General features: G+C 71.7%; 16 protein-coding genes. 4 read left to right on the plus strand and 12 right to left on the minus strand.

Annotated features, from left to right (window positions below):
* Positions 1–98: 98 nt before the first annotated feature.
* Together ACTWQO_RS07480 and ACTWQO_RS07485 are read right to left on the minus strand one after the other, a co-directional pair.
* Positions 99–425, minus strand: coding sequence for a hypothetical protein (locus ACTWQO_RS07480; RefSeq protein ID WP_443236416.1), 327 nt, complete (start codon positions 423–425; stop codon positions 99–101).
* 165 nt (positions 426–590) lie between these two features.
* Positions 591–2,789, minus strand: coding sequence for an ATP-dependent DNA helicase UvrD2 (locus ACTWQO_RS07485; RefSeq protein ID WP_443236417.1), 2,199 nt, complete (start codon positions 2,787–2,789; stop codon positions 591–593).
* 185 nt (positions 2,790–2,974) lie between these two features.
* Between ACTWQO_RS07485 and ACTWQO_RS07490 the strand changes: the two genes are divergently transcribed.
* Entirely contained in the window at positions 2,975–3,217 is a 243-nt protein-coding gene (locus ACTWQO_RS07490) for a mycoredoxin (RefSeq protein WP_009293545.1), read from the plus strand.
* 55 nt (positions 3,218–3,272) lie between these two features.
* Here the strand turns inward: ACTWQO_RS07490 and nudC are convergent, their stop codons facing one another.
* The 5 genes from nudC to ACTWQO_RS07515 form a co-directional block, all read right to left on the minus strand.
* Complete coding sequence (gene nudC / locus ACTWQO_RS07495) at positions 3,273–4,217, minus strand: NAD(+) diphosphatase (protein WP_443236418.1); 945 nt, start codon at positions 4,215–4,217, stop codon at positions 3,273–3,275.
* Positions 4,218–4,361: 144 nt separating this feature from the next.
* The gene (locus tag ACTWQO_RS07500) at positions 4,362–5,774 is read right to left on the minus strand and encodes a dipeptidase (protein ID WP_443236419.1); all 1,413 of its coding nucleotides are present in this window, start codon (positions 5,772–5,774) and stop codon (positions 4,362–4,364) included.
* Between the two features lie 10 nt (positions 5,775–5,784).
* Positions 5,785–9,264 carry a UvrD-helicase domain-containing protein gene (locus ACTWQO_RS07505; protein WP_443236420.1) on the minus strand — a complete coding sequence of 1,160 codons (3,480 nt, stop codon included), beginning with the start codon at positions 9,262–9,264 and terminating at the stop codon, positions 5,785–5,787.
* Between the two features lie 91 nt (positions 9,265–9,355).
* A complete protein-coding gene (locus ACTWQO_RS07510) occupies positions 9,356–12,760 on the minus strand; it encodes an ATP-dependent helicase (protein ID WP_443236421.1) in 3,405 nt (1,134 codons plus the stop codon).
* A gap of 323 nt (positions 12,761–13,083) precedes the next feature.
* On the minus strand, positions 13,084–13,497 hold the full coding sequence (locus tag ACTWQO_RS07515; protein ID WP_443236422.1) for an MGMT family protein: 414 nt from the start codon (positions 13,495–13,497) through the stop codon (positions 13,084–13,086).
* Between the two features lie 177 nt (positions 13,498–13,674).
* Between ACTWQO_RS07515 and ACTWQO_RS07520 the strand changes: the two genes are divergently transcribed.
* The 3 genes from ACTWQO_RS07520 (at position 13,675) to ACTWQO_RS07530 (ending at position 19,744) form a co-directional block, all read left to right on the plus strand.
* Positions 13,675–16,482, plus strand: a complete 2,808-nt coding sequence (locus ACTWQO_RS07520) for a lysylphosphatidylglycerol synthase transmembrane domain-containing protein (protein WP_443236423.1) — start codon at positions 13,675–13,677, stop codon at positions 16,480–16,482.
* Positions 16,483–16,543: 61 nt separating this feature from the next.
* Positions 16,544–18,094: an alpha/beta hydrolase gene (locus tag ACTWQO_RS07525; RefSeq protein WP_443236424.1), complete on the plus strand. Its 1,551-nt coding sequence runs from the start codon at positions 16,544–16,546 to the stop codon at positions 18,092–18,094.
* A gap of 138 nt (positions 18,095–18,232) precedes the next feature.
* Positions 18,233–19,744, plus strand: coding sequence for an alpha/beta hydrolase (locus tag ACTWQO_RS07530; RefSeq protein WP_443236425.1), 1,512 nt, complete (start codon positions 18,233–18,235; stop codon positions 19,742–19,744).
* Between the two features lie 62 nt (positions 19,745–19,806).
* On the opposite strand, the gene moeZ is transcribed toward ACTWQO_RS07530, so the two are convergent.
* From moeZ to ACTWQO_RS07555, 5 genes are all read right to left on the minus strand, one after another.
* Positions 19,807–20,985 (minus strand): adenylyltransferase/sulfurtransferase MoeZ, encoded by a 1,179-nt coding sequence (gene moeZ / locus ACTWQO_RS07535; RefSeq protein WP_443236426.1) that lies wholly within the window; start codon positions 20,983–20,985, stop codon positions 19,807–19,809.
* 63 nt (positions 20,986–21,048) lie between these two features.
* The gene (locus tag ACTWQO_RS07540) at positions 21,049–21,798 is read right to left on the minus strand and encodes a spherulation-specific family 4 protein (protein ID WP_443236427.1); all 750 of its coding nucleotides are present in this window, start codon (positions 21,796–21,798) and stop codon (positions 21,049–21,051) included.
* Entirely contained in the window at positions 21,786–22,745 is a 960-nt protein-coding gene (locus ACTWQO_RS07545) for an NAD-dependent epimerase/dehydratase family protein (RefSeq protein ID WP_443236428.1), read from the minus strand. Before ACTWQO_RS07545 ends, ACTWQO_RS07540 begins: the two co-directional genes overlap by 13 nt.
* A 163-nt stretch (positions 22,746–22,908) precedes the next feature.
* Positions 22,909–24,186 (minus strand): hypothetical protein, encoded by a 1,278-nt coding sequence (locus tag ACTWQO_RS07550; RefSeq protein WP_443236429.1) that lies wholly within the window; start codon positions 24,184–24,186, stop codon positions 22,909–22,911.
* Entirely contained in the window at positions 24,183–25,895 is a 1,713-nt protein-coding gene (locus tag ACTWQO_RS07555) for a DUF3492 domain-containing protein (protein WP_443236430.1), read from the minus strand. The genes ACTWQO_RS07550 and ACTWQO_RS07555 overlap by 4 nt, the downstream gene beginning before the upstream one ends.
* Between the last annotated feature and the right edge of the window lie 152 nt (positions 25,896–26,047).

Here is a 26,047-nt window from a genome sequence, read left to right on the forward strand (position 1 = left end):
CGAGGCCCCTTCGCTCTGCCGTCCCTGGTCGAGGACAAACAGAAGGGCCGCGGATCCCGGATGGGGTTCCGCGGCCCTGAAGGCGCCGGCCTGATCAATCAGGCTGGATCACTCCAGGGTTCTGGCCCACGGAAGGCCCACATCTGGTGGTGCTGCGTCGTCTGCTTCCGGAATCCGGCACCGGTCGCCGCAAGGGCATAGGCCTTGGCCTGTGCCACTACAGCCGCTTCCAGTGCCATGACCGGTCGCTCATTGCGCTCGCTCACGGGAAGGCCCGCAGGAGACACCGAGGACGCCGGACGCGCGGCACGAATGCCGGACAGACCGGTGCCCGGGTTGGAGGCGCCGAGCATGCACAGGGAGGCGACGACCGAGCGATCGGTCATTTTCACGGTGCTGACGGAGCTGGTGTTGATGCTGATCACTGGACTCGCCTCCTCTCGGCGTCTCGGGGGACTGGGGTGAGCCAGTCCGACGGAAATGCAAGTACAACACGGAATCGGGGCCTCCGAGAAGGCCTCCGTCCCCGTGGCTAAGAACCTATGGGGATTGCTGGGGCATGCGCAAACTATTTTTTCGACGAGTTCTTTTCAGCCCTGGTCTTCCTCTCCCGGCCCCTCCCGGCCTGCGCAGATGGCCAGCACATCGGCGCCGTAGCGGTTGAGCTTGCGCACGCCCACGCCCGGGATCCGAGCCAGCTCGCCGTCGTCGTCGGGCACGGCCTCGGCGATGGCCATCAGCGTCTTGTCGGTGAAGACGCAGAAGGCGGGCTGGCCGCTGCGCTGCGCCTGGTCCGCACGCCACTGACGCAACCGCTCGTAGAGGCCCTCGTCCATGTCGGAGGGGCAGTCCTCGCAGCGCATCAGCTTCATCTCGCCGGCGTCGGTGAGGGTGCGTCCGCAGACTCGGCAGCGGGCCGGGCTGCGCTGTCTGCGTCTCGGCGCGACAGCCGGGGTACTGCTGGGGACGCCACGCTCGATGCCACCGGCGCCGACCGTTGCCGCACGGCCGGCGGTGGTGGTCGAACCGGGGCGCAGCCCGTCGAGGAAGGGGCTGGGCTTGCGATTCGGGCGGCCGCCGGGCGAGCGGGACAACGCCCAGGAAACATGGAGCTGTTCTCGAGCGCGGGTCACGCCGACATAGAGGAGCCGGCGTTCCTCCTCGATCTGCTCCTCCGTCTTCGCATAGGTGATCGGCATCATGCCGTCGGCGACGCCCACCAGAAAGACGACGTCCCACTCCAGGCCCTTGGCCGAGTGCAGGGAGGCGAGCGTGACGCCCTGCACGGTCGGGGCGTGCTGGGCGCTCGCCCGCTCGTCGAGCTCCGCGACCAGGTCGCCGAGGGTGGCGCCGGGGCTGGCGGCAACGAAGTCCACCGCCAGGTTCACCAGGGCGGCCAGGGACTCCCACCGCTCTCTGACGGCACCGGACCCGGCCGGGGGCTGCGGCGTCCAGCCCTCGCCGGAGAGCACGGCACGCACCTGGGAGGGGAGGTCGACCGCGTCGTCGAGCAGGGAGTCGTTGCCGCCGAAGCGGGCCGCGCCCCGCAGGGCGATGCCCGCCTTGCGGACCTCGGGCCGGTCGAAGAACCGCTCGGCGCCTCGCAGCTGGTAGGGCACCCCGGCGTCGGCGAGGGCCTGTTCGTAGGTCTCGGACTGGGAGTTCGTACGGAACAGGATCGCGATCTCGCTCGCCGGGACACCGGCGTCGATGAGTTCTCGGATGCGACGGGCGGCGCCCTCTGCTTCGGCGGGCTCGTCGTCGTACTGGGTGTAGCCGGGCTCGGGGCCCGGGGCACGCTGGGAGATCAGCTCCAGGCGGTGATCGGCTGCGCGTCCGCGGGCCTGGGCGAGCAGGCCGTTGGCCAGGTGGACGACCTGCGGGGTGGAACGGTAGTCACGGACCAGCTTGACCACGGTGGCACCGGGGTGGCGGGTGCGGAAGTCGAGCAGATGGTCCGGGGTTGCTCCTGTGAACGAGTAGATCGTCTGGCTGGCGTCGCCGACCACGCACAGGTTCTCCCGGTCGCCGAGCCACAGCTCCAGCAGGCGTTGCTGGAGCGGGCTGACGTCCTGGTACTCGTCGACCACGAAGTGCTGGTACTGGGCGCGGACCTGCTCGGCGATGTCGTGCCGGTCCTGGAGGACGGCGACGGTCAGCAGCAGGACGTCCTCGAAGTCGATGACGGCGCGGCTGCGCTTGACGTCCTCGTAGGCGGAGTAGAGCTGGGCGATCTCGGCCGGGTGACGGGGGATCTCGCGGCCGGACTTGGCGGCGGCGGCAGCGTAGTCGGCGGGGACGGTCTGGGTGACCTTGGACCACTCGATCTCGGCGGTGACGTCCCGCAGCTCGCCCCGGTCGAGGCGGATGCTGCAGGCGGCGGCCGCGTCGGCGACCAGCTGGATCTTGCGGTCGACGAGCCGGGGCATGGAGCCGCCGATCGCCTTCGGCCAGAAGTACTGCAGCTGGCGCAGGGCGGCCGAGTGGAAGGTGCGGGCCTGGACGCCGGCGGCGCCGAGCTGGCGCAGCCGGCCGCGCATCTCCCCGGCGGCACGGTTGGTGAAGGTGACGGCCAGCACGCTGGAGGGCTGGAGGATTCCGGCGCGCACCCCATAGGCGATGCGGTGGGTGATCGCCCGTGTCTTGCCCGTGCCGGCGCCCGCCAGCACACAGACCGGGCCCTGCAGGGCGGTGGCCACCTCGCGCTGCTCGGGGTCCAGTCCTTCGAGCACCGCGTCGGCCGAGCCCGGTGCCTGCGGGAAGAGCGTGGAGTGCGTTGCTGCTGTCACACGGCCATGCTGCCAGGTCGCCGGAGACGGGTGAGCCGGTTGTCCACAGGCAGGCACCCGCAGTCGTACTAATGCGGCAGGCGTCACGTGCGCAGGGATACCCCCCGCGGGAATGGCGGCGCGGTCGCGTACGTTCCCTTCGTGCGACCACCCGTCCCCCCGAACCGCCGAGGAGCGCGATAGACATGCCGGGCACTGTGACGATGTACAGCACCACGTGGTGCGGCTACTGCCGTCGGCTGAAGAGCCAGATGGACCGTGAGGGCATCGCGTACAACGAGATCAACATCGAGCAGGACCCGGAGTCGGCCGCCTTCGTGGAGAAGGCGAACGGCGGGAACCAGACGGTGCCGACCGTGCTGTTCCCGGACGGATCGACGCTCACGAACCCTTCGCTGGCCCAGGTCAAGCAGAAGATCGGCGCGTAACCAGGGCAATGCAGGAAGGCGGTCCCGAGACAGCTCGGGACCGCCTTCCTGCGTATCAGAACACGCTGCGCGTCGGCAGTGGCTTGCCGTACCAGAGCTCGATGAGGCGGGCCGCGATCGAGATGCCGTACGGCGGCAGGACCTCGCCGGACTCGAAGGCGGCGCCCAGCTCGTCGCGGGAGAACCAGCGGGCCTCGTGGATCTCGTCGCCGTCGACCTCGATGTCGGTCGAGGTGGCGCGGGCCAGGAAGCCGAGCATCAGGCTGGACGGGAAGGGCCAGGGCTGGCTGGCGACGTACTCGACCTGGCCGACGGTGATGCCGGCCTCCTCGAAGACCTCGCGGCGCACGGACTGCTCGATGGACTCGCCGGGCTCGACGAAGCCGGCGAGCGTGGAGAAGCGGCCTTCGGGCCAGTGGACCTGGCGGCCGAGCAGGATGCGGTCCTCTTCATCGGTGACGGCCATGATCACGGCCGGGTCGGTGCGCGGGTAGTGCTCGGCGCCGCAGGCCGGGCAGCGCCGGATGTGGCCGGCCGCGGCGATGACCGTGCGCTCGCCGCAGCGGGAGCAGAAGCGGTGGGTGCGCTGCCAGTTCTCCAGACCGACGGCGTGCACCATCAGGCCCGTGTCGCGCGGTGACAGCAGCAGCCCCGCCTCGCGCAGCCCCGCCGCGCGCGCGGACTGGTCGATACGGCCGGGGAGAGCGTCCTTCTGGAGGGCGAAGTAGCTGACGCCTTCCTCGTCGATGCCGAGGAAGTAGCGGTGTGCCTCGGTGAGGGGGGCTTCGAAGGAGGGAGTCATGACGAGTTCGGTGCGCCCGTCGGACGTCTCGTCGATGAGGACCTGACCGCCGGAGACCACGAAGCAGCGGGTCGTGGGGTGGCTCCATGCCGCCGCGAGCCAGGCCTCGTCGAGCCGGTGGTGGGCGGCGCGGTCGATGCCGCTGGGGGAGGTGAGCGAGATGGGTCGGTCGGCGGTGTGGTCGGTCCAGGTGGTCACGGGTGCTTCCAACTCCCCCGGTGCAGCGGATTGTTTCGGCGAGCGGTTCGACGGGACCTGCGGCAAGTGGTGACGGCATGGCGGTGCGGGGCGGCCTTTCCAGTGTGCCCCGCGCGGGGCACACCTCCGGGTGGTGCGGAGGGCTCAGGGAGCATGACGCCAGTTGTCCGCGAGGTCGGCCCACAGATATGCGCTGGTCTCGACGCCCTTGAGGAGCAGATCCAGCTCGACCTTCTCGTTCGGGGCGTGCCAGCCGTCGGACGGGACGGAGATGCCCAGGAAGAGCACGGGCGCGCCGAGCACGTCCTGGAGGTCGGCGGCGGGTCCCGAGCCGCCCTCGCGCGTGAAGCGCACGGGTCTTTCGAACGCGCGGCCCATGGCCCGCACGACGGACTGCAGGGCCGGGTGGTCCAGCGGCGTCAGACACGGGCGCGTGGCGGCGCAGAACGTGATCTCGTGCCGGATTCCGGCGGGCACCTGGTCGGCGGCCCAGGCGCGGACCGCCTCCTCGATGCGGTCGGGTTCCTGGCCCGCGACGAGCCGGAAGGAGAGCTTCACCATGGCGGACGAGGGGATGATCGTCTTGCTGCCGGGGCCCTGGTAGCCGCCGCCGATGCCGTTGACCTCGGCGGTGGGCCGGGCCCAGAGGCGCTCCAGGGTGGTGTGCCCGGCCTCGCCCTGGGTGGCGTACGACTTGGCCGTGCGCAGCCACTGCTCCTCGTCGAAGGGCAGTTCGGCGAAGAGTTCGCGCTCCTGGTCGGTGAGTTCGACGATGCCGTCGTAGAAGCCGGGGATCGTCACGCGCGCGTGTTCGTCGTGCAGCGCGGCGACGAGGCGGGCGGCGACGGTCGCCGGGTTGGGTACGGCGCCGCCGAAGGAACCGGAGTGGATGTCCTGGTCGGGGCCGTGGAACTGGATCTCGCACTCGGCGAGGCCGCGCATGCCGGTGCACACGGTGGGGGTGTCCTCGGCCCACATGCCGGTGTCGGAGACGATCACGGCGTCGGCGGCGAGCCGGCCCGCGTACTCCTCGACGAGCCCGCGGAAGTGCGGGGAGCCGGACTCCTCCTCGCCCTCGATCAGCAGCTTCAGGTTGACGGCCGGGGTGGTGCGGCCGGTCGCGGCGAGGTGCGCGCGGACGCCGAGTGTGTGGAAGAACACCTGGCCCTTGTCGTCGGCAGCCCCGCGCGCGTACAGGCGGTTCTCACGGACGACCGGCTCGAAGGGGTCGCTGTCCCAGCCGTCCTCGCGGGCGGCGGGCTGGACGTCGTGATGGCCGTAGACGAGGACCGTGGGCGCCTCGGGGTCGTCGGCGGGCCACTCCGCGAAGACGGCGGGCGCCCCGGGTGTCTGCCACACCTCGGTCGTGGGGAAGCCGGTCTCCTTGAGCCTGGCGGCGAGCCAGTCGGCGCTGCGGCGCACATCGGCCGCGTGGTCGGGCTGCGCCGACACGGACGGGATGCGCAGCCACTCGGCGAGGTCGTCGAGGAAGGCGGCGCGGTGCTGCTCGATGTGCGTGCGGACGGCGCTGACGGCACTGTCAACGGACTGGCTCATGGTCACGAGCCTATCGGCCCGCACCGACATCCTGATTGGGCGGTTCGTCACACGACGGCTCCTCCGTCAGCAGCCGCTCCAGCGCGGCCCGGTCCGGGAGGTCCGGCGGTCGTACGACATCACCACCGCGCACATACACGAACGCGGCGTCGACCGACTCCAGGGGCACGCCCTGCTGCTCGGCCCAGGCCAACCGGTACAGGGCGAGCTGGAGGGGGTCGGCGGTGCGGGCACGGCTGGTCTTCCAGTCGACGATCTCGTACGACGTCCTGTCGCCGTCGCTCTCCCGGTAGACGGCGTCGATCCGGCCGCGGATCACCCGGCCGGCGATCGCGAGCTGGAAGGGGGCCTCCACGCGGTAGGGCGTGCGGTGTGCGTACGGGGTGCGCTCGAAGGCGTCCTTGAGGGCCTCCAGATCGCGTTCGTCGGCGATCTCGGCTTCGCTGCCGGGCAGTTCCTCGGGGTCCAGCATGGGCAGCGTCAGCTCTTCGAAGCGGGCTTCGACCCACGCGTGGAAGCGGGTGCCGCGGCGTGCGGCGGGCTGCGGCGGGCGCGGCATGGGGCGGGCCAGCTCCTGTGCGAAGCCGTCCGGGTCGGCGGCCAGGCGCATCAGCTGCGACGCGGTCAGGGTCGTCGGCAGGGGTACGTCCGTGCTCCCCTGCCGGGCGCGCAGGAGTTCGCCGGTGAGGGCGTCGAGGTCGCGGTCCCAGGAGGCGATGGTGCGGGCCTCCTCCGGGGTGAGCCGGGGGTGAGGGCGCGGGAGGTCCGTGTCGCGGGAGTGCTCGGTGAGGTCCGGAGGTGCCGCCTGGTGCGGGACGGTCGGACGTTCCGGGGTCCACGATTCCCAGTCACCCGGGTCCTCCTCGAAGGGGGTGTCCTCTTCGTCGTATGCGTCGTCCAGGACCTCGTCGTCCTCCGGTGGCGGCCAGTCCGGGTCGTCGTATGTGTCCGGGTCGTGTGTGGCCCCCGGGTGGCCGTCGGTGTGGGAGGCGAGGTCCTCCAGGTGCGCCAGGACCGTCTCGGCGGCGACGCGGCGGCGGGCGAGGGCCGTGTCGTCGAGGGGCAGGGGCCAGACCTGGTCGACGGTCGCCCGGTGCAGGGCCGGGTTCTCCTCGTCCTCGGCGGGTTCGTCCGCCCAGGCCTCGATCTCACCGTGTCCGGCCGCGCAGTGGTCGTACAGCGCCTGGAGGAAGTCGGACGGGCCACGGGGCTTCTTCTGCGAGGGCCCCCACCAGTGGCCGGAGCCGAGGAGGAGCGAGCGGGGGCGGGTGAACGTGACGTAGCCGAGGCGGAGTTCCTCGGTGTGCTGGTGGTCCTTCATCGCCTCCTGGAAGGCCTTCAGGCTTCGGGAGTCCCATGCCCCGACGTCCGGCAGGGTGTCGGCGTCGCCGCGCAGGTCGTGCGGCAGCACCTTGCTCTGCGCGGTCCACTTCTCGCGGCCCTGTGTGCTGGGGAAGGTGCCGGTGACCAGGCCGGGGACGGCCACGACGTCCCACTCCAGGCCCTTGGACTTGTGCGCGGTGAGCACCTTGACGGTGTTCTCGCCGCCGGGGAGGGCGTTGTCGAGGCCCTTCTCGTACTGCGCGGCGGTACGCAGGAAGCCGAGGAAGGCCAGCAGGGTGGCCTCGCCGTCGCCCGCGGCGAACGAGGCGGCGATGTCCAGGAAGTTGGACAGGGTCTCGCGGCGGCGTGCGGCCAGGGCGTGCGGGGACGCGGAGAGTTCCACTTCCAGGCCGGTGACGGCGAGGACGCGGTGGAGAACGTCCATCAGCGGGTCGGACAGGGAGCGGCGCAGATCGCGCAGTTCGGCGGCGAGCCGGGCGAACCGCACGCGCGCGTCCGGCGAGAACGGCAGCCCGTCGTCCTCCCCCTGGGCCTCGATCGGCATCTCCAGGAACGTGTCGAGGGCGTCCGCGAGCGAGATCACCTCGGACGGGTCGACGCCCTCGACCGCCTCGGCGAGCCGGCGGTCCGGATCGTCGTCGGCGCCCACGCGCGCGTGCGACACGAGATGCCGGGCGCGCCGGCCCAGGAGAGCGAGGTCGCGCGGGCCGATCCGCCAGCGCGGTCCGGTCAGCAGCCGGACCAGCGAGGCGTTGGCACCGGGGTCCTGAAGGACTTCGCAGACGGCAACCAGGTCGGCGATCTCGGGCAGGTGCAGCAGCCCGGACAGGCCGACGACCTCGACCGGGATGTCGCGGGCGACGAGCGCGCCCTGGATCTCGGCGAAGTCGGTCGCCGTGCGGCACAGGACGGCGATCTCGCCGGGCGCCTTTCCGGTCCGTACGAGATGGGCGACGGAGTCGGCGATCCAGTCGATCTCCTCGGCGTGAGTGCGCAACAGGGCGCAGCGGACCAGGCCGTCGCGTTCGGCGCCGGGGGCCGGGCGGAGGGCCTCCACGCCCGCGTGCATGGCGCGCAGGGGCTCGGCGAGGCCGTTGGCCAGGTCGAGGAGGCGGCCGCCGCTGCGGCGGTTCTCGCTGAGTGCCTGGCGGGTGGCGGGCCGGCCGTCGGCGTGGGCGAAGTGCTCGGGGAAGTCGTCGAGGTTGGCGACGGAGGCGCCGCGCCAGCCGTAGATCGCCTGGCAGGGGTCGCCGACGGCGGTCACCGGGTGGCCAGTGCCGCTGCCGAACAGGCCTGCCAGGAGGACGCGTTGGGCCACCGACGTGTCCTGGTACTCGTCGAGCAGCACCACGCGGAACTCGTCGCGCAGGATGCGGCCCACTTCGGGGAGCCCGGCGAGGCGGGCCGAGAGGGCGATCTGGTCGCCGAAGTCGAGCAGGTCGCGCTCGCGCTTGGCGGCCCGGTAGCGGAGCACCAGCTCGGCGAGTTCGCGGCGCGCGGCGGCGGCCTCGGGGACCTTGCGCAGGTCGGCGTTGGTGAGCTTGACGCCTTGCAGGGCTCCCAGCAGCTCGGCGTCGTAGGCGCGCAGGTCCTCGGGCCGTACGAGGTGCTCGGCGAGTTCGGCGTCGAGGGTGAGGAGGTCCCCGACCAGGTCGGGGAAGGAGCGGGTCAGCGCCGGGTAGGGCCCCGGGGCCTCGCGCAGGACACGCGCGGCGAGTTGGTAGCGGGTGGCGTCGGCGAGCAGACGGGAGGTCGGTTCGAGGCCGATGCGCAGGCCGTGGTCGGTCAGCAGGCGGCCCGCGAAGGCGTGGTACGTCGAGATCACGGGCTCGCCCGGAGGGTTGTCCGGGTCGATGACGTCGGGGTCGGTGACGCCCGCCTTGATCAGTGCCTTGCGGACGCGCTCGGCGAGTTCACCGGCGGCCTTGTTGGTGAAGGTGAGGCCGAGGACCTGTTCGGGGGCGACCTGCCCGGTGCCGACCAGCCACACCACGCGGGCCGCCATCACCGTCGTCTTGCCCGAACCGGCTCCGGCCACGATCACCTGCGGGGCGGGCGGCGCGGTGATGCAGGCCGTCTGCTCCGGGGTGAACGGGATGCCGAGGAGCTCCTTGAGCTGGTCGGGATCGGTGATACGAGCGGGCACCTCAGAGAGGCTAGCGGCGGCCACTGACAGTGGATGCCGAATCGGCGGCCGGGGTGAAGGAAGCGCAGGTCAACACAGGTGGTGCGGTATCTCACTCCACCACGTGGCGTCCCTCGGGGCGCGCGCTGCACGACGCCCGGAACGCGCAGTGCGCGCAGTGCTGGCCGGACGTCGGCGTGAACCGCTCGTCCAGGACCTTGCCCGCGGCGGTGGCGAGCAGGTCGCCGACCCACTCCCCCTCCAGAGGTTGTTGCGCCTGCACCTTGGGCAGGGTCTCGCCGCCGTCCCGCTGGGCGGCGCCCTGGCGCAGCTGGACGAGTTCGGCGCCGCCCGGCTCGGGGCGGCTCCCGTCGAAGGCGTCGTCGACGGCGCCCTCGCGGACCGCGAGTTGGTAGACGGCGAGTTGAGGATGGTGGGCGACTTCGGCGGCCGTGGGCGCCTGCTTGCCGGTCTTGAAGTCGACGACGTAGGCGCGGCCCTCGCCGTCCGCCTCGACGCGGTCCATCTGGCCGCGGATGCGCACCTCGTAGTCGCCCGCTTCGAGGGTGACGTCGAAGTCGTGCTCGCTGGCGACCGGAGTCCGTCCCGTCCGGTCCATGACGTGCCACTTCAGGAACCGTTCGAGCGCCACGCGCGCGTGCTCCTTCTCCTGCGCCGACTTCCAGGGCGCGTCGAAGGCGAGCGCGTTCCACACCGAGTCCAGTCGCTCCATGAGGACGGCGAGGTCGGCCGGGGTGTGCCCGGAGGCGACCTCGTCGGCGAGGACGTGCACCACGTTGCCGAAGCCCTGGGCGACGGTCGCGGGCGCGTCCGCCTTCACCTCGCGGCCCAGGAACCACTGCAGGGCACAGGTGTTGGCGAGCTGGTCGAGGGCGCTGCCGGAGAGGACGACGGGCTGGTCGCGGTTGCGCAGCGGCACCTTGGACTCGGTCGGCTCGAACATGCCCCACCAGCGGTAGGGGTGCGCGGACGGCACCAGGGGGCGGCCGTCCTCGTCGGCGAGCGCGGCGAGCCGGGCCAGCCTGCGGGCGGCGGCCTCCCTGAGGGTGTCGGAGACACGCGGGTCGACCGTCGTGGCGCGCAGTTCGGCCACGAGCGCCGCGACGGACAGCGGGCGGCGCGGGCGACCCGTCACGTCCTTCGGTTCGACGCCCAGTTCGGTCAGGAAGCGGGACGGCTGGTCGCCGTCGTCCGCGGGCGCCTTCACCGCCGTCACGACGAGGCGTTCACGCGCGCGCGTGGCGGCCACGTAGAACAGGCGGCGCTCCTCGGCGAGCAGAGCGCCCGGGGTGAGCGGTTCGGCCAGTCCGTCGCGGCCGATGCGGTCGGCCTCCAGGAGGGAGCCGCGGCGGCGCAGGTCCGGCCACAGGCCCTCCTGCACGCCCGCGACGACGACCAGGCGCCACTCCAGGCCCTTCGAGCGGTGCGCGGTCATCAGGCGCACCGCGTCCGGTCGTACGGCACGCCGCGTGAGTGTGTCGGCGGCGATGTCCTCGGCCTCGATCTCCTCCAGGAAGTTGAGGGCGCCACGCCCGCCGGTGCGTTCCTCGGCACGGGCCGCGGTGGCGAACAGGGCGCATACGGCGTCCAGGTCGCGGTCCGCGTTGCGCCCGGCCGCGCCTCCGCGCCGGGCGGCCCGCTCCAGCCGTGCGGGCCACGGGGTGCCGTCCCACAACTCCCACAGCGCCTCCTCCGCCGTACCACCGCCGGCCAGGCGCTCACGTGCCTTGCGCAGCAGCGCGCCGAGACGCTGAGCGCCCCGCGCGTACGCCGGATCGTGCGCGACCAGTCGCTCCGGCTCTGCCAGCGCCCGCGCGAGGAGGTCGTCCGACGGCGGCGGCAGCGGGTTGCCCCCGGCCCGCTCCTCCTCGCGCAACGCCCGGCCCAGACGCCGCAGGTCGGCCGCGTCCATGCCGGCGAGCGGGGAGGCCAGCAGGGTGAGGGCGGTTTCGGTGTCGAGCCAGGAGGTGTCCGACTCAGCTCTTTCAGAGGCATCGGCCTCTTCAGAGACGTCAGCTTCTCCGGAGGCGCCGGTCTCTTCTGAGGCTCCTTCAGAGGCATCGGCCTCGCCTGCCCCCTCATCCCGTACGCCCCCCTCGGCCGCCTCCGCCGTCGCCACCGCCCGCAGTGCCGTCAGCAGTGGTGCCACCGCAGGTTCGTGCCGCAGGGGCAGGTCGTCGCCGTCTATGTCGAGGGGGACGCCGGCTGCTGTCAGCGCGCGGCGGACTGTCGGGATGGTGCGGGACCCGGCGCGCACCAGGACGGCCATGTCGCTCCAGGGGACGCCGTCCTCCAGATGCGCCCGGCGGAGGATGTCGGCGATGTTGTCCAGCTCGGTGCCGGGCGTCGGGTACGTATAGACCTCGACACGACCGCCGTCACGGACCGGGGTGAGCTCCCGGTGAGCGCGGACCTTCTCGGCGGGCAGCCGAGTCAGCGGCATCCGCTGGGTCAGCAGCCGGGTGGCGCCCAGCAGGTCGGCGCCGGAGCGACGGGTGGTGCGCAGGACCTCCATGGGCGCCGGGCGGCCGTCCGCGCGCGGGAAGGCGTCCGGGAACTCCAGGATGCCGTTCACGTCGGCGCCCCGGAAGGCGTAGATCGACTGGTCGGGGTCACCGAAGGCGACGAGGGTGCGGCCGCCGCCCGCCAGTGCGTGCAGCAGTCGTACCTGAGCCGGATCGGTGTCCTGGTACTCGTCGACGAACACGGCGTCGTACCGGTCGGCAAGCTGGGCGGCGACCTCGGGGCGACGTGCCAGGAGCACCGCGCGGTGGACGAGTTCCGCGTAGTCGAGCACGCCCTGCAGGTCGAGCACGTCGAGGTACTCGGCGAGGAAGGTGGCCGCCGCCCGCCAGTCGGGGCGTCCGATACGGCGGGCGAAGGCATCGAGGGCATCGGGGTCCAGGCCCAGCTCGCGGCTGCGGGCGAGGACCGCGCGGACCTCGTCGGCGAAACCGCGCGTGGTCAGACAGGCGCGCAGCTCGTCCGGCCAGCGCACATGTGCGAGGCCGAGCCGCTCCAGGTCGGGCTGGCCGGCGAGCAGCTCCCGGACGGCGACGTCCTGCTCGGGGCCCGACAGCAGCCGTAGGGGCTCCACGAACAGGTCGCTGTCCTGGTGGGCGCGGACCAGGGCGTAGCAGAACGAGTGGAAGGTGGTCGCCTGTGGCGCGTGCGCCGCCCCTATGCGCAGTGCCATGCGGTCGCGCAGTTCGACGGCCGCCTTGCGGCTGAACGTCAGGACGAGGACCCGCTCGGGGTCCGCGCCCCGGGCGATCCTGGCCGCCACGGACTCCACGAGCGTGGTCGTCTTGCCGGTGCCCGGACCGGCGAGGACGAGCAGTGGACCGGCGCCGTGGTCAACCACCGAGCGCTGGGCGGCGTCCAGATGAGGGGGAACCACTCGCGCCGGTGGGGTACGGACCAGCCGGTAAGCGCCACGGCTCCCCTGTCGCACCTGGGAGTGCGACAGGCGCCTGGTGGAGGAAGAGGAGCTCACGTGGTTCGCCGGTCCTGGTGGGTGTGCTTGGGATGGTCACTGCCGGCGCGGAGCGCCGTCGTTGAGGGGCGGTGGTCGGGAGACGGGTGGGATGGCCGCCGCGCGTTGAGGGCGTTGGCCGCGTGGTGAGGGGGACGCGTGCCGCCGACGCTACGCCGACGGATGGTGCGGAAGCAGGGCTTCCGATTGGCGCATCCGCCCCGTCAGTGCGCTCACGTCTCGTGCGTCCCTCACCCCACGAACGTACGGCATGCCACGGACGTGCCCTGCTTCCCCCGTACGGGCCACAGGTTGCCCCTGGGTGGGTCCGATGGCGGAAGCTGTCAGGTGTGAGGTTCCGCGTGTTCGCCGCCGTCCCACCGCGCCCGCTTCATGTCGACCCGAGGCAGGTGGCCCTCGGCCGCCCTGCTCGCCTCCTTCAGCGGTGTGCCCTCCGCGCGGTAGCGGTCGAGTGCCCGCAGCTCGTGACCGGGCAGCAGGACGCCGTCCGCGCGGATGACCCGCCACCACGGGACGGCTCCTCCGTAGAGCGCCATCACCCGGCCGACCTGCCGGGGGCCTCCCTCCCGTCGCCCACCACCGCCCTTGCCGGAGAGCGCTCCGCGCTCGCCCCCTTCGCTCTGAAGCCACTCGGCGACATCGCCGTACGTCATCACGCGCCCCGGCGGAATCAGCTCGGCGACCTCGAGGACCCGCTCTGCGTACTCCGGAAGGCTCTCCTCGCTCATCCGTCCCATCCTGCCGCACCCCACCGACAATGTGACGCCCTCGTGACTGTGCGTATCCCTCGCCCCCGAGCGGCGCTTCGGGCAGACTGTGCGCCCCCGCGTTTGCACCCTGATGCCCCCGTGTGTCGGTGGGGCATGCCACCATCGTGCGGGCGGTGATCGGTGATACGAGATCAAGAAGAGACGATGAAGCAGCAGGGTGTGCACCCGGAGGACGCGAAGAGCACCTCTGACGCTTCATCGCGCCCGCACACCGCCGACGCGGACGACAAGGACGCGCCCGACACAGCCGAGGAGGCGGTGGTCGCGAGCAACTCCGGCCCAGGTGCCGAGCACTTCGACGAGGCCCACCCCGACGAGGACGACACGCACACCGACGAGGTCGAGGGCGACGAACCACTCCTCCCCGCGCGCGTGCACCGCCCGTCCGACCTGATGCGGCTCCTGGTGGGCGTGCTGGCCGTCGCCATACTGATCGCGATCGCCGCGTTCGCGCACGGCACCACCTCGGGCCTCGAACAGGACATCAACAAGGGCACCGGGCAGGCACCCGATCTGCTCATCAAGATCGCGGGACTGGCGTCCAGCATCGCGATCCTCCTGGTGCCGGTCGCGTTCGCAATCGAGCGGCTGATCAAGCGGGACGGGCTGCGTATCGCCGACGGTGTGCTCGCGGCGGTCCTCGCGCACGGAGTGACGCTCGCCACCGATCTGTGGGTCGCCAAGGCGGCCCCCGACTCGATCCAGGAAGCGCTCACCCAACCCTCTCCCGGCGACATCCACGCCCTCACCGACCCCGTGCACGGCTATCTCGCCCCGGTCATCGCCTACATGACGGCCGTGGGCATGTCGCGCCGGCCCCGCTGGCGCGCGGTGCTGTGGATCGTGCTGCTCCTGGACGCCTTCTCGATGCTCGTCACCGGCTACACCACGCCGTTCTCGATCATCCTGACGGTGCTGATCGGCTGGACCGTCGCCTACGGGACGCTGTACGCGGTCGGCTCGCCCAACGTCCGTCCTACCGGACGGACACTGATGGCGGGCCTCAGGCATGTGGGCTTCCGTCCGGTGACCGCCTCCCGCGAGGACGCACAGGAGACGACGGAGAGCGGCGACCGCGGCCGGCGCTACTTCGTCACCCTGGAGGACGGTCCGCCACTGGACGTCACGGTCGTCGACCGCGAGCAGCAGGCACAGGGCTTCTTCTACCGGGTGTGGCGCAACCTGACGCTGCGCGGCATCACCACCCGCCGCAGCCTGCAGTCGCTGCGCCAGGCGCTGGAGCAGGAGGCGCTGCTCGCCTACGCGGCCATCGCGGCCGGTGCCAACGCGCCCAAGCTGATCGCCACTTCCGAGCTCGGCCCGGACGCCGTGATGCTCGTCTACGAGCACTCCGGCGGACGCACACTCGACTCGCTGGACGACAAGGAGATCACCGACGATCTGCTGCGCAGCACCTGGCACCAGGTGCAGGCACTGCAGTCGCGGCGGATCGCGCACCGGCGGCTGGCAGGCGACGCGATTCTGGTGGATCGTTCCGGCACGGTCATCCTCACCGATCTGCGCGGCGGCGAGATCGCGGCCGGCGAACTGCTGCTGCGCATGGACATCGCCCAGCTGGTGACGACGCTCGGGCTGCGCGTCGGCGCCGAGCGCGCGGTGGCCTCCGCGGTCGAGGTCCTCGGTCCCGACGCCGTCGCCGACTGCCTGCCGATGCTCCAGCCCATCGCGCTGACGCGCTCCACGCGCGCGACGCTGCGGAAACTGGCCCGGGAGCGGGCCCAGCGCGAGCGCGACGCCGTCCTGGAGGCGTCCCGGCAGGCCAAGCAGGCCCGGCTGGACGAGGCCCACGGCGAGGTCCACGAGGACACGAAGCCCGTACTCGACAAGCTCGACAAGCTCGACAAGCTCGACAAGAAGGCCGTACGAGCGGAGCAGCGAGCCGAGAAGCGGGCCATCGACGAGGCCGTGGAGGAGGCGCGCGAGGAGGATCTGCTGACGCAGATCCGCCACGAGGTGCTGCGGATCAGGCCGCAGGCGCCGGTCGAGCCCGCCCGCCTGGAGCGGGTGAAGCCACGCACGCTGATCAGCCTCATCGCCGGTGCGATCGGCGCGTACTTCCTGCTGACGCAGCTCACGCACATCGAGTTCGGTCCGCTGATCGCCAACGCCGAGTGGGGCTGGGTCGCGGCGGCCGTGCTGTTCTCGGCGGGCAGCTACTTCGCCGCGGCGATGGCGCTCCTGGGGTTCGTGCCGGAGCGGGTGCCGTTCGTGCGGACCGTGGCCGCCCAGGTCGCCGGGTCCTTCGTGAAGATCGTCGCCCCGGCCGCGGTGGGCGGCGTAGCTCTGAACACGCGGTTCCTGCAGCGCGAGGGGGTGCGGCCAGGGCTCGCGGTGGCGAGTGTCGGCGCCTCGCAGCTGTTCGGGCTCGGCGCCCACATCATGATGCTGCTGGCCTTCGGCTATCTCACCGGTACCGAGAAGACGCCGTCGCTGTCGCCATCCAGGACGGTCATCGCGGGTCTGCTGACGGTGGCGGTGCTGGTGCTCGTGGTGACCTCGGTGCCGTTCCTGCGGAAATTCGTCTCCACGCGCGTGAGGTCGCTGTTCGCGGGTGTCGTCCCGCGCATGCTCGACGTGCTGCAGCGCCCGCAGAAGCTGCTGACCGGCATCGGCGGCATGCTCCTGCTGACGGCCTGCTTCGTGATGTGCCTGGACGCGTCGATCCGCGCGTTCGGCAACGAATCGACCTCGATCAGCATCGCCAGCGTCGCCGTCGTCTTCCTCGCCGGCAACGCACTGGGGTCCGCCGCCCCGACACCGGGCGGTGTGGGCGCGGTCGAGGCGACCCTGACGGTCGGTCTGATCGCCGTGGGTCTGCCCAGTGAGGTCGCCGCCCCCGCGGTGCTGCTGTTCCGGCTGCTGACACTGTGGCTGCCGGTGCTGCCGGGCTGGCTGGCCTTCAACCACCTGACGCGCAAGGGCGCCCTGTAGGTCGTACCTCGTACGGCTCGCGCCCCGAGCGCACATCCGGGCGCGACCGCAGGATGGGATCATGCCCAACCGCTCCCGGCCGCGCGCCGCTGCCCTGACCGCCACCGCCGTGCTGCTGTCCGCCGTGCTGGCGGGCTGCGGCGACGACTCGCAGGACGAGAACGAGGACCTGTCGGCCCAGTCGCTGAGCTGGAAGGACTGCCCGGCCCCGTCGCAGGCGGAAGGCGGCGGAGGCGCTCCGTCGCCCCTGGCGAACGGCGATGAATGGCAGTGCAGCACCATGAAGGCGCCGCTCGACTGGGACGAGCCCAAGGGCGACACCATCGGTATCGCCCTGATCCGCGCGAAGGCGAGCGGCGACGAGAGCAAGCGCATCGGCTCGCTCATCTTCAACTTCGGCGGGCCCGGCGGCTCCGGCGTCACCACGCTGCCCGCCTTCGGCGAGGACTACGCGAAACTGCGCACCCGCTACGACCTGGTGAGCTTCGACCCGCGCGGAGTGGGCCGCAGCGCCCCTGTGAAGTGCGAGAACGACCAGCAGCTCGACTCCTACTTCCAGCAGGACGGCACGCCCGAGGACGCCACCGAGCGCGCCGAACTCCTGGACATCACCAAGGAGTTCAACGCGGCCTGCGAGAAGAACTCCAAGAAGGTCCTGCCGCATGTGCGCACCACGGACGCGGCCCGCGACCTGGACCTGATGCGCCAGGTCCTCGGCGACGACAAGCTGCACTACTTCGGCATCTCCTACGGCACCGAACTCGGCGGTGTCTACGCCCATCTGTTCCCCAAGAACGTGGGCCGTGCCGTGTTCGACGCGGTCGTCGACCCGACGGAGAACCCCGAGCAGGGCTCGCTCGGCCAGGCCGCGGGCTTCCAGCTCGCACTCGACAACTTCGCCGAGCACTGCACCTCGCAGGTCGAGGACTGTCCGATCGGCGACAGCGCGCAGGACGTCAAGAACCGCATCGCCAAGCTGCTGAAGGACCTCGACAGCAAGCCGATCACCGGCATCTTCCCCCGCGAGCTGACCCAGACCGCGGCGACCAGCGGCATCGCACAGGCGCTGTACTCCCAGGACTTCTGGGAGTACCTCACTCAGGGCCTGGATCAGGCGTACGACGGCAACGGCCAGATCCTCATGCTGCTGTCCGACTCACTGAACGGGCGCAACGAGAACGGCGAGTACAGCAACCTCACGGCGGCCAACATCTCCATCAACTGCGCGGACGACAAGCCGCGTTACACCCCCGCCGACGTGGAGCGGCAGCTGCCGCAGTTCCGGGCCGCCTCGCCGGTGTTCGGCGACTATCTCGCCTGGTCCATGATCAGCTGCACGGACTGGCCCGTGGCGGGCTCCGCCGACCACCCCGACGTGAGCGCGCCCGGCGCGGCCCCGATCCTGGTCGTGGGCAACACCGGCGACCCGGCCACGCCGTACGAGGGCGCGCGCAAGATGGCGCAGGCCCTGGGCAAGGGCGTGGGCGTCGAGCTGACGTACAAGGGGCAGGGGCACGGCGCCTACGACAGCAAGAACAAGTGCGTGCAGAGCGCGGTGAACGGCTATCTGCTCGACGGGAAGGTCCCGGCCGCAGGCGCCGTCTGCTCCTGATACCAAAGCCGGAATCCGGGCAAACGCACAGGTCAGAAGGTTATCCACAGGGTCCGACAGGTGCTGCGAGATCCGCCTACCATGGCCTGACCACCATCCGCGGATCCACGCGGACGGCTTGCGAGGGGGGAAGTGCACATGGCGCGTATCGTCCGGTGGACGGCTCTGACGGCCGCTGCCGCACTCCTGGCGGCGGGCTGCAGCAGCGGCTCGTCCGACGACGGCAAGGACGGGGAGAAAGGGAGCGGAGAGCAGCCCTCCGCACTGACCACGCAGAAGCTGGACTGGGGGCGCTGCGAGGCCACCGCGGACTCGCCCGCGCCGGGCGGCGAGTGGCAGTGCGCGACGCTCAAGGTGCCGCTGGACTGGGCGAAGCCGGACGGCGAGACGATCGGCCTCGCGCTGATCCGGGCCAAGGCCACCGGGGACGACCGCATCGGCTCGCTGCTGTTCAACTTCGGCGGCCCGGGTGGCTCGGGCGTCTCCGCCCTGCCGTCGTTCTCACCGTCGTACTCCCAGCTCCGCGAGCGGTACGACCTGGTGAGCTGGGACCCGCGCGGGGTCGCCGCAAGTGAGGGCGTCCGCTGCCGTGGCGACAAGGAGATCCAGGCCGCAGAGTCCGTCGACGTCACTCCGGACACCGCGGCCGAGGAAAAGGCCTATCTCCAGGGCGCGGCCGACTTCGCGAAGGGCTGCGAGCAGGACTCCGGGGAGCTGATGGCGCATGTGTCCACCACGGACACCGCCCGCGACATGGACCTGATGCGCCAGGTCCTCGGCGACGCCAAGACGCACTACTTCGGCATCTCGTACGGCACCGAACTCGGCGGCGTCTACGCCCACTTGTTCCCGCAGAACGTGGGGCGGCTGACCCTCGACGCGGTCGTCGACCCGACCGCCGGGACGGTGGGTCACGCCGAGAACCAGGCCAGGGGCTTCCAGCGCGCGCTGGACAACTACGTGAAGTCCACCGGCCAGGACCCCGAGGAGGGCTCCCGGAAGGTCGCGGACCTGCTGGACCGGATCGACGCGGATCCGCTGCCGACGTCGTCCGGCCGGGAGCTGACACAGACGCTCGCGGTCACCGGCATCGCGCTGCCGCTGTACAACCAGTCGACCTGGCCGACGCTGACCAGTGCCCTGACGGCGGCGGAGGAAGGCGACGGCTCCGAACTCCTGGCGCTCGCCGACAGCTACAACGAGCGCGACGCGTCGGGCCACTACGGCACGACGACCCACTCACAACGAGCCATATCGTGCTTGGACGACAAGGAGCGGCCGACAGCCGCCGAGACGAAGAAGCTGCTGCCGAAGTTCGAGAAGATCTCGCCGGTCTTCGGGCGCTTCTTCGGCTGGGACACGGCCGGCTTCTGCCACGACTGGCCGGTGCCCGGACAGTACGAGACCCCGGAAGTGAGTGCGCCGGGAGCGGCGCCGATCCTGGTGGTCGGCACCACCGGCGACCCGGCGACGCCGTACGAGGGCGCCCGCAGGATGGCGGACGAACTGGGCCGGGGCGTCGGCGTGATGCTGACCTGGAAGGGCGAGGGTCACGGCGCGTACGGCAACGGGAACGACTGCCTCGACTCGACCGTGAACGCGTATCTGCTCGACGGCAAGGTGCCGAAGGACGGCAAGGTCTGTTCATGACGACGGCGGGGGCCGCGCGCACCCGTGGTGCATGCGACCCCCGCCGTTCGGAACACCTGAGGTCAGTAGACCGGCTTGCTCGGCTCGATCTGGTTGACCCAGCCGATCACGCCGCCGCCGACGTGCACGGCGTCCGCGAAGCCCGCGGACTTCAGCACGGCCAGGACTTCCGCACTGCGGACACCCGTCTTGCAGTGCAAGACGATCTTCTTGTCCTGCGGGAGGGTCTCCAGGGCGGTGCCCATGAGGAACTCGTTCTTCGGGATCAGCTTGGCGCCCGGGATGGAGACGATCTCGTACTCGTTGATCTCGCGGACGTCGATGATCTCGATGTTCTCGCCGTCGTCGATCCACGCCTTGAGCTGCTTGGGAGTGATCGTCGAACCGGCGGCCGCCTCCTGGGCCTCCTCGGAGACGACGCCGCAGAAGGCCTCGTAGTCGATGAGCTCGGTGACCGTCGGGTTCTCACCGCAGACCGCGCAGTTCGGGTCCTTGCGGACCTTGACCTGGCGGTACTGCATCTCCAGGGCGTCGTAGATCATCAGGCGGCCGACGAGCGGCTCACCGATGCCCGCGAGGAGCTTGATGGCCTCGTTGACCTGGATGGAGCCGATGGACGCGCACAGCACACCCAGGACGCCGCCCTCGGCGCAGGAGGGGACCATGCCGGGGGGCGGGGGCTCCGGGTACAGGCAGCGGTAGCAGGGACCGTGCTCGGACCAAAAGACGGAGGCCTGGCCGTCGAAGCGGTAGATCGAACCCCAGACGTACGGCTTGTTCAGCAGCACGCAGGCGTCGTTGACCAGGTAGCGGGTCGCGAAGTTGTCCGTGCCGTCGACGATCAGGTCGTACTGGCTGAAGATGTCCATCACGTTGTCGGCCTCGAGCCGCTCCTCGTGAAGGACCACGTTCACGTACGGGTTGATGCCCTTGACGGAGTCACGGGCCGACTCGGCCTTGGAGCGGCCGATGTCGGCCTGGCTGTGGATGATCTGGCGCTGCAGGTTCGACTCGTCGACCTCGTCGAACTCCACGATGCCGAGGGTGCCGACACCCGCGGCGGCCAGGTACATCAGCGCCGGCGAGCCCAGGCCGCCGGCGCCCACACAGAGCACCTTGGCGTTCTTCAGCCGCTTCTGCCCGTCCATCCCGACGTCAGGGATGATCAGGTGACGGGAGTACCTGCGGACCTCGTCTACGGTGAGCTCAGGAGCTGGCTCGACCAGGGGTGGCAGCGACACGGGGGCTCCGTTGGTCGGTCAATCACTACAGTTGTTCTCCCCGTAACAGTGCCATGCCCTTTTTCATTCCGAGACACCCGTTCCGACCCGCGAGACGATTTCGTCCCAGTAGCCGGGCATCGTCTCCCAGGGGTCGGTGCGGCCGCCGTGGTCCGTACGGTCGGTGAACCAGATCGTCGAGGCACCCTGCCAGCGGGCGATGCGCAGGGCCTCGTCGAGGTGGCCGAGGGGCACTCCGTGCACCAAGTGGCAGAAGCGCTCGGGCGGATGGTCGGCGGTCCACTCCGCCACCTGCGACCAGCGGTAGTCGCTCCACGGGCCGGAGAAGGTGACCAGCTGGTCGGCGCTCTCGGCGTAGCCGGGGTGGGGATGGGTGCCGTGGCCGAGGACGATGTGGGGGTCGTCACTGATCGCGCGGAGCGTGGTGACCGTGCGGTGGATCTCCGGGAGCGCGGCGCCTTCGGTGGGACAGCGGTCCAGGAGGAAGCCGTCGACCTGGTACCAGTCGAGATAGCGGTGCGCTTCGGAGATCAGCTCGCCGAAGACGCGAGCGCCGTAGGTGGTGTCGAGGTGGCCGAGGACGCGCAGGCCCGCGTTGCGGAGGCGGCCGGACGCTTCCAGGCAGTGCGGGTCGGGACGGGTGCCCGGGCCGTCGGCGACATTGAGGACGGCCCAGTGCACGGGCGTGCCGGGGCGGGTGAGTTCAGCCCACTCGGCGGGGGCGACGAGGGGGTGCGCGAAACCCGGGATGCCGAAGCCGGTGCGCAGGTCCGTGCTCGCTGTGCTCGGTTTGGTGCTGGTCAGATGCGGCATGCCGCCTCCATCCAGATGTCGGCGAGGGACTCTTCGAGATTGATCCGGGGGCGCCAGCCGAGCCGGTCGCGTGCGGTGCGCACATCGGCCTGCTGCCAGCTGCCGCAGCCGTCCGGGTACGGGTACGCGACCGGTGCCACGTGGTCCGATTCGGAGCGGGGGTGGCCGATGGTGGCCCTCAAGGGGCCGGGGTGGCCGTCGAGTTCGTGGAGGGCCCCGCCGTATCCGGCCACGCGCGCGAGGACGGCGGCGGCGTCACGGAGACGGACAGCGCGTCCCGAGCCGATGTTGATGACGCCCTGCGCGGCGGAGAGCGACGCGGCGTGCACGGCGCGCGCGACGTCGCGTACGTCGATGAAGTCGCGCTGGACGCCGAGGCCGCCGAGCTTGAGCTCGCCGTCGCCGGACTGCATGGCACGGCGCATGGCCTCCGCCAGGCGGCCGAGCGGGGAGCCGGCGGGGGTACCGGGGCCTGCCGGTGAGAAGACGCGGAGGACCACGGCGTCCAGGCCGGAGCCGAGGACGAGTTCGGTGGCGGCGAGTTTGCTGACGCCGTACGGGCCACCGGGGCGGGGCACCGCGTCCTCGGCCGTGGAGGAGCCGGGCTGGCTCGGCCCGTACTCGGCGCCGCAGCCGATCTGGACGAGGCGGGCGCCGCAGCCGCTGCGGCGCAGAGCCTCGCAGACCGTGGCGACGGCGACGGTGTTGTGGCGGGTGAGTTCCCGGGCCCCGCCTCGGGTGGCGCCGGCGCAGTTGACGACGACGCCGGGATGCACCGCGTCGAGGAAGCGGGTGAGCGCGCCGGGGCTGCCGGACGCGAGGTCGAAGCGGACGTCCGCGTCGTCACCACGGCCGAGTGCGGTGAGCTGCACGGCCGGGTCGGCGAGCAGACGGTCGGCGACGAAGCGGCCGAGGTAGCCGTTGGCTCCGATCAGCAGGACCCTCATCGGGCGGCTCCCGGGGCCGAGGTTCCGGGTCGGGAGGTGATCATCTGGGGTTCTCCTTCTCGGGGGTGGTGGTTCGGGGCGGCCGGCATACAGCCGACCGGCCGGGGTGTGTGTCGCCTGCTGTCGCGTCGCGTGTCGTGGCGACCCGTCCGATGCGCGGGTGTCATGACGACCCGTCCGATCGCGCGTGGGCCGACGCCCTCGTCAGTCGGCGGTTCGCGTGGAGCAGGAGGGTCAGGGCCGCGGCTCCGCAGGCGAGGGCGGGGACGCTGCCGGGGCCCCAGGTCTCGACGAGCGTGTCGACCGGGGTGGCCAGGAAGCCGCAGCCGGGGAGGCGGCCCGCGAAGACCGTGGCCAGGGCCGCTCCTTCGACCGTCGCCGTCGCGATGAGGACGACCGCGGGGGCGTGCGTGAAGCCGTGGGCGGTGAGCAGGCGGGCCAGGAACAGGAGGGCGCCCAGGGTGACGGTCTGGGCGTAGGCCGCGGGCTCGTCCAGGGCGGCGCCGGTCAGGGCGAGGAGGGCGGTCAAGAGGCAAAGGAACAGGGCGAACGTGCCGCACAGCAGGGGTCGTACGGAGGAGGTGAACTCGTTCAGGCCACGACTGGCCGTCAGTTTGCGGCGGGCTCGTGCGGCGAAGAGGTGGGCGCTCCACGCCGCGGGGGCGCAGGCCAGGGTGAGGGCCAGGACCGGTGCGGTGGTGAGGGGCCAGGGGCCGCCGTCCGTGGTGCCGATGGGCAGGGCGTCGGGTCCTCCGGCCACGGCCGCGCGGAGCAGTCCGTCGCCGAGGACGGCGTAGGCCACCAGCCACCAGGTCCAGAGGCCGCTGCCGGGCTCGGGCGTGCGGTCCTTCGGGGCGAGCGGGCCGCGGGACAGGGCCACGCGGATGCCCAGAGTCACGGCGAGGACGCCCACGGCCGCCGTGATCAGGCGTGGTTGGCCCTGGGTGAGGCGCAGGCCGGCCAGCGTGGCCGCGCACAGTGCGCCCGGCAGCAGGGTGAGCAGCGCCCAGTCGGCTCGGAGCCGGAGGGCTGTCGGCGGCGAGGGGCGGTGGGTTGTCTCGCCGTCGCGCGGGACGCGGGCGTACATCTCCTCCGCCAGGGAGAAGACGTCCCGGTGGCGGAAACGGGACGCAGTGCGGTCGGTGACACCGTGGGCCTCCAGGCCCGCCGCGATCTCCAGGGGATCCACGGCGCGTTCGCACAGCTCACGGTGACGGTGCATCAGTGTCTTCACCGGATCCGCGGCAGCGGCACGGCGCCCGGGACCGTGGACCGGGCCAGCGTCGGGAGCGGGCTTGCCGGGCTCTGCCTCGCCCCGTGCGTGCGGCTGCCCGTCATCGCTCAAGCACGCGGCTCCCGACAGCCACTCCTCCGAGCGCGTGTCCCATGCTCCGGCGCCGGCCGGTGTGCCGGGGCGGTCCAGTTCGCCCAGGTCGCTCATCGTGCTCCCTCCGTCGCGGGTACGGGGCCGCTCGCGCGTACCGGCCGTCCCGTCGCCCAGCCGGGGCCGCCACGGGCCGCCACGCGGGCCGCCGGGTCGGTCCAGCGGCCGGGGACATGGGCTTCGGCGGGGACACCGAACGGCAGGGGTTCTCCGGTGTCGTCGAGAACGACCCGGCGGACCGGGCACTGAGAGACGATCTCCAGATAAATGCCGTGGAACGCCGCGGTGTTCTGCTCGACCGTGAAGAGTTCGAGCGCGCGGGCGCGGGCGGCGGCGCCCAGGCGTGCACGGCGCTCGGAGTCGCGCAGCAGCGCCACGCACGCCTCGGCGAGCGCCCGCGGATTGCGCGGCGGCACGACCAGTCCGGTGCCGCCGATGACCTCCACGACGGCGCCGACGTCGGTGGACACCGTGGCGCGACCGCAGAGCATGGCCTCGACGAGGCCGATCGGGAAGCCCTCGACGACGCTGGACAGGACGGCCACCGCTCCCCCGGCGTACGCCTCGGCGAGCGTCGGGGCTTCGGGGCCGCCGATCTCCTCGAAGGTCACCGGGTTGCGGCCGACCGCGTGCGGGCCCTCCGCCTCGTCCGGGAAGAGCTGGGCGGCGAGTGCCTTGCAGTGGGCCAGATAGGCCGTGCCGTCGGCGCCCGAGGGGGTGCCGACGATCCGCAGCCGGGTCTTCGGTTCCTCCTTGCGCACCTCCGCGAAGGCGTGCAGCAGGGAGATCAGGTCCTTGGTGGGTTCGATCCGGCCCACCCAGACCAGGGTGTCCGGATCCACGCACTCCGGCGCCTCACCCACCTCCGTGAAGCGGGCGGCCTCCATGCCCGGGTAGACCGTGCGCAGCTTCTCGCGATCGGCGCCGCAGCGCTCCTGCCAGCGGCGGGCGTGCGAGTTGCCGGGCGTGATGACGGCCGCCCGGCGGTAGATCTCGGCGGCGAGCCGACCGTGGAAGGCCGCGAGCAGGGCCCGCACGGCGGGTGCCGCGTCGCCGGCGGTCAGGTAGTGCGTGCGCAGTTGTACGCCGTACTCGGTCACCAGCAGCGGTACGCCCGAGAAGTGGCGGGCAACCAGCCCGGGCAGGGCGGCCGGGCCGCCGGACGCCGCGTGGCACAGGTCGACCGCGCCGAGCCCGTCGTCCTCGTACCAGTCGAGCGAGAGGGGGCGCAGGACGCGTTCCAGGTGCGCGGCGACGGTGAGGAGTTCGGGAACGCGCGCTTCCCGCGCCGTGCGCAGGGCACCGGGTGCGCGACAGGCGCGTTCGAGAGCGCGTACGGCGGTCTCGGAGCGGAGCGCTCCCACCAGGCCGCCCTCGTCGCGAGCGAGTTCGGCGAGCCCGTACAGCGCGCTGCCGAAACGGTCCGCCTCGGAGGTGGCCCCTGCCTCAGGGGTGGCCTCCGCCCCGATGTCCCCCGTCGCGCACAGGGCAGCCGCCAACTCGCCGTAGCAGTCGGCGAAACGCCGCCGCGCCCGCCGCCCGTACCGGACACCGTCGTCCTCGGCCGTCCACAGCGGCGCCGTCCGTACCCGGCCGACCTGCGACGGCAGCGGCACCCAGCCCTCGTCCTCCTGGCGTGCACTGCGGCTGAGCGCGTAGACATCGAACTCGTGCTGCTCGAGCCCGCGCACGAGCCGGTCGCACCAGAGCCTGGCGTCACCGCTCACATACGGATAGCCACCCTCCGTAAGCAGTCCGATGCGCACAAGTGCACCCCCGATCTCCCGTATGGGGAGCCGCCGTTGACTCGACGGCTCGCAGCGGGAAGAACGTATGCGGACAAGGCGGTGGCGCGACGGACGGTTGTCCATCACGCCACCAAAAGGGGTGAACGGTCGTAACTTTCCCGTGCGGATCG

The organism is Streptomyces sp. 4N124, assembly GCF_052245395.1.
Lineage (GTDB): Bacteria > Actinomycetota > Actinomycetes > Streptomycetales > Streptomycetaceae > Streptomyces.

Coding starts and splice junctions, on each gene's coding strand:
- ACTWQO_RS07490 (WP_009293545.1), top strand. CDS start 2,975: ATGCCGGGCACTGTGACGATGTACAGCACCACGTGGTGCGGCTACTGC.
- ACTWQO_RS07500 (WP_443236419.1), bottom strand. CDS start 5,774: ATGAGCCAGTCCGTTGACAGTGCCGTCAGCGCCGTCCGCACGCACATC.
- ACTWQO_RS07515 (WP_443236422.1), bottom strand. CDS start 13,497: ATGGGACGGATGAGCGAGGAGAGCCTTCCGGAGTACGCAGAGCGGGTC.
- ACTWQO_RS07520 (WP_443236423.1), top strand. CDS start 13,675: ATGAAGCAGCAGGGTGTGCACCCGGAGGACGCGAAGAGCACCTCTGAC.
- ACTWQO_RS07525 (WP_443236424.1), top strand. CDS start 16,544: ATGCCCAACCGCTCCCGGCCGCGCGCCGCTGCCCTGACCGCCACCGCC.
- ACTWQO_RS07530 (WP_443236425.1), top strand. CDS start 18,233: ATGGCGCGTATCGTCCGGTGGACGGCTCTGACGGCCGCTGCCGCACTC.
- ACTWQO_RS07540 (WP_443236427.1), bottom strand. CDS start 21,798: ATGCCGCATCTGACCAGCACCAAACCGAGCACAGCGAGCACGGACCTG.
- ACTWQO_RS07545 (WP_443236428.1), bottom strand. CDS start 22,745: ATGAGGGTCCTGCTGATCGGAGCCAACGGCTACCTCGGCCGCTTCGTC.
- ACTWQO_RS07550 (WP_443236429.1), bottom strand. CDS start 24,186: ATGAGCGACCTGGGCGAACTGGACCGCCCCGGCACACCGGCCGGCGCC.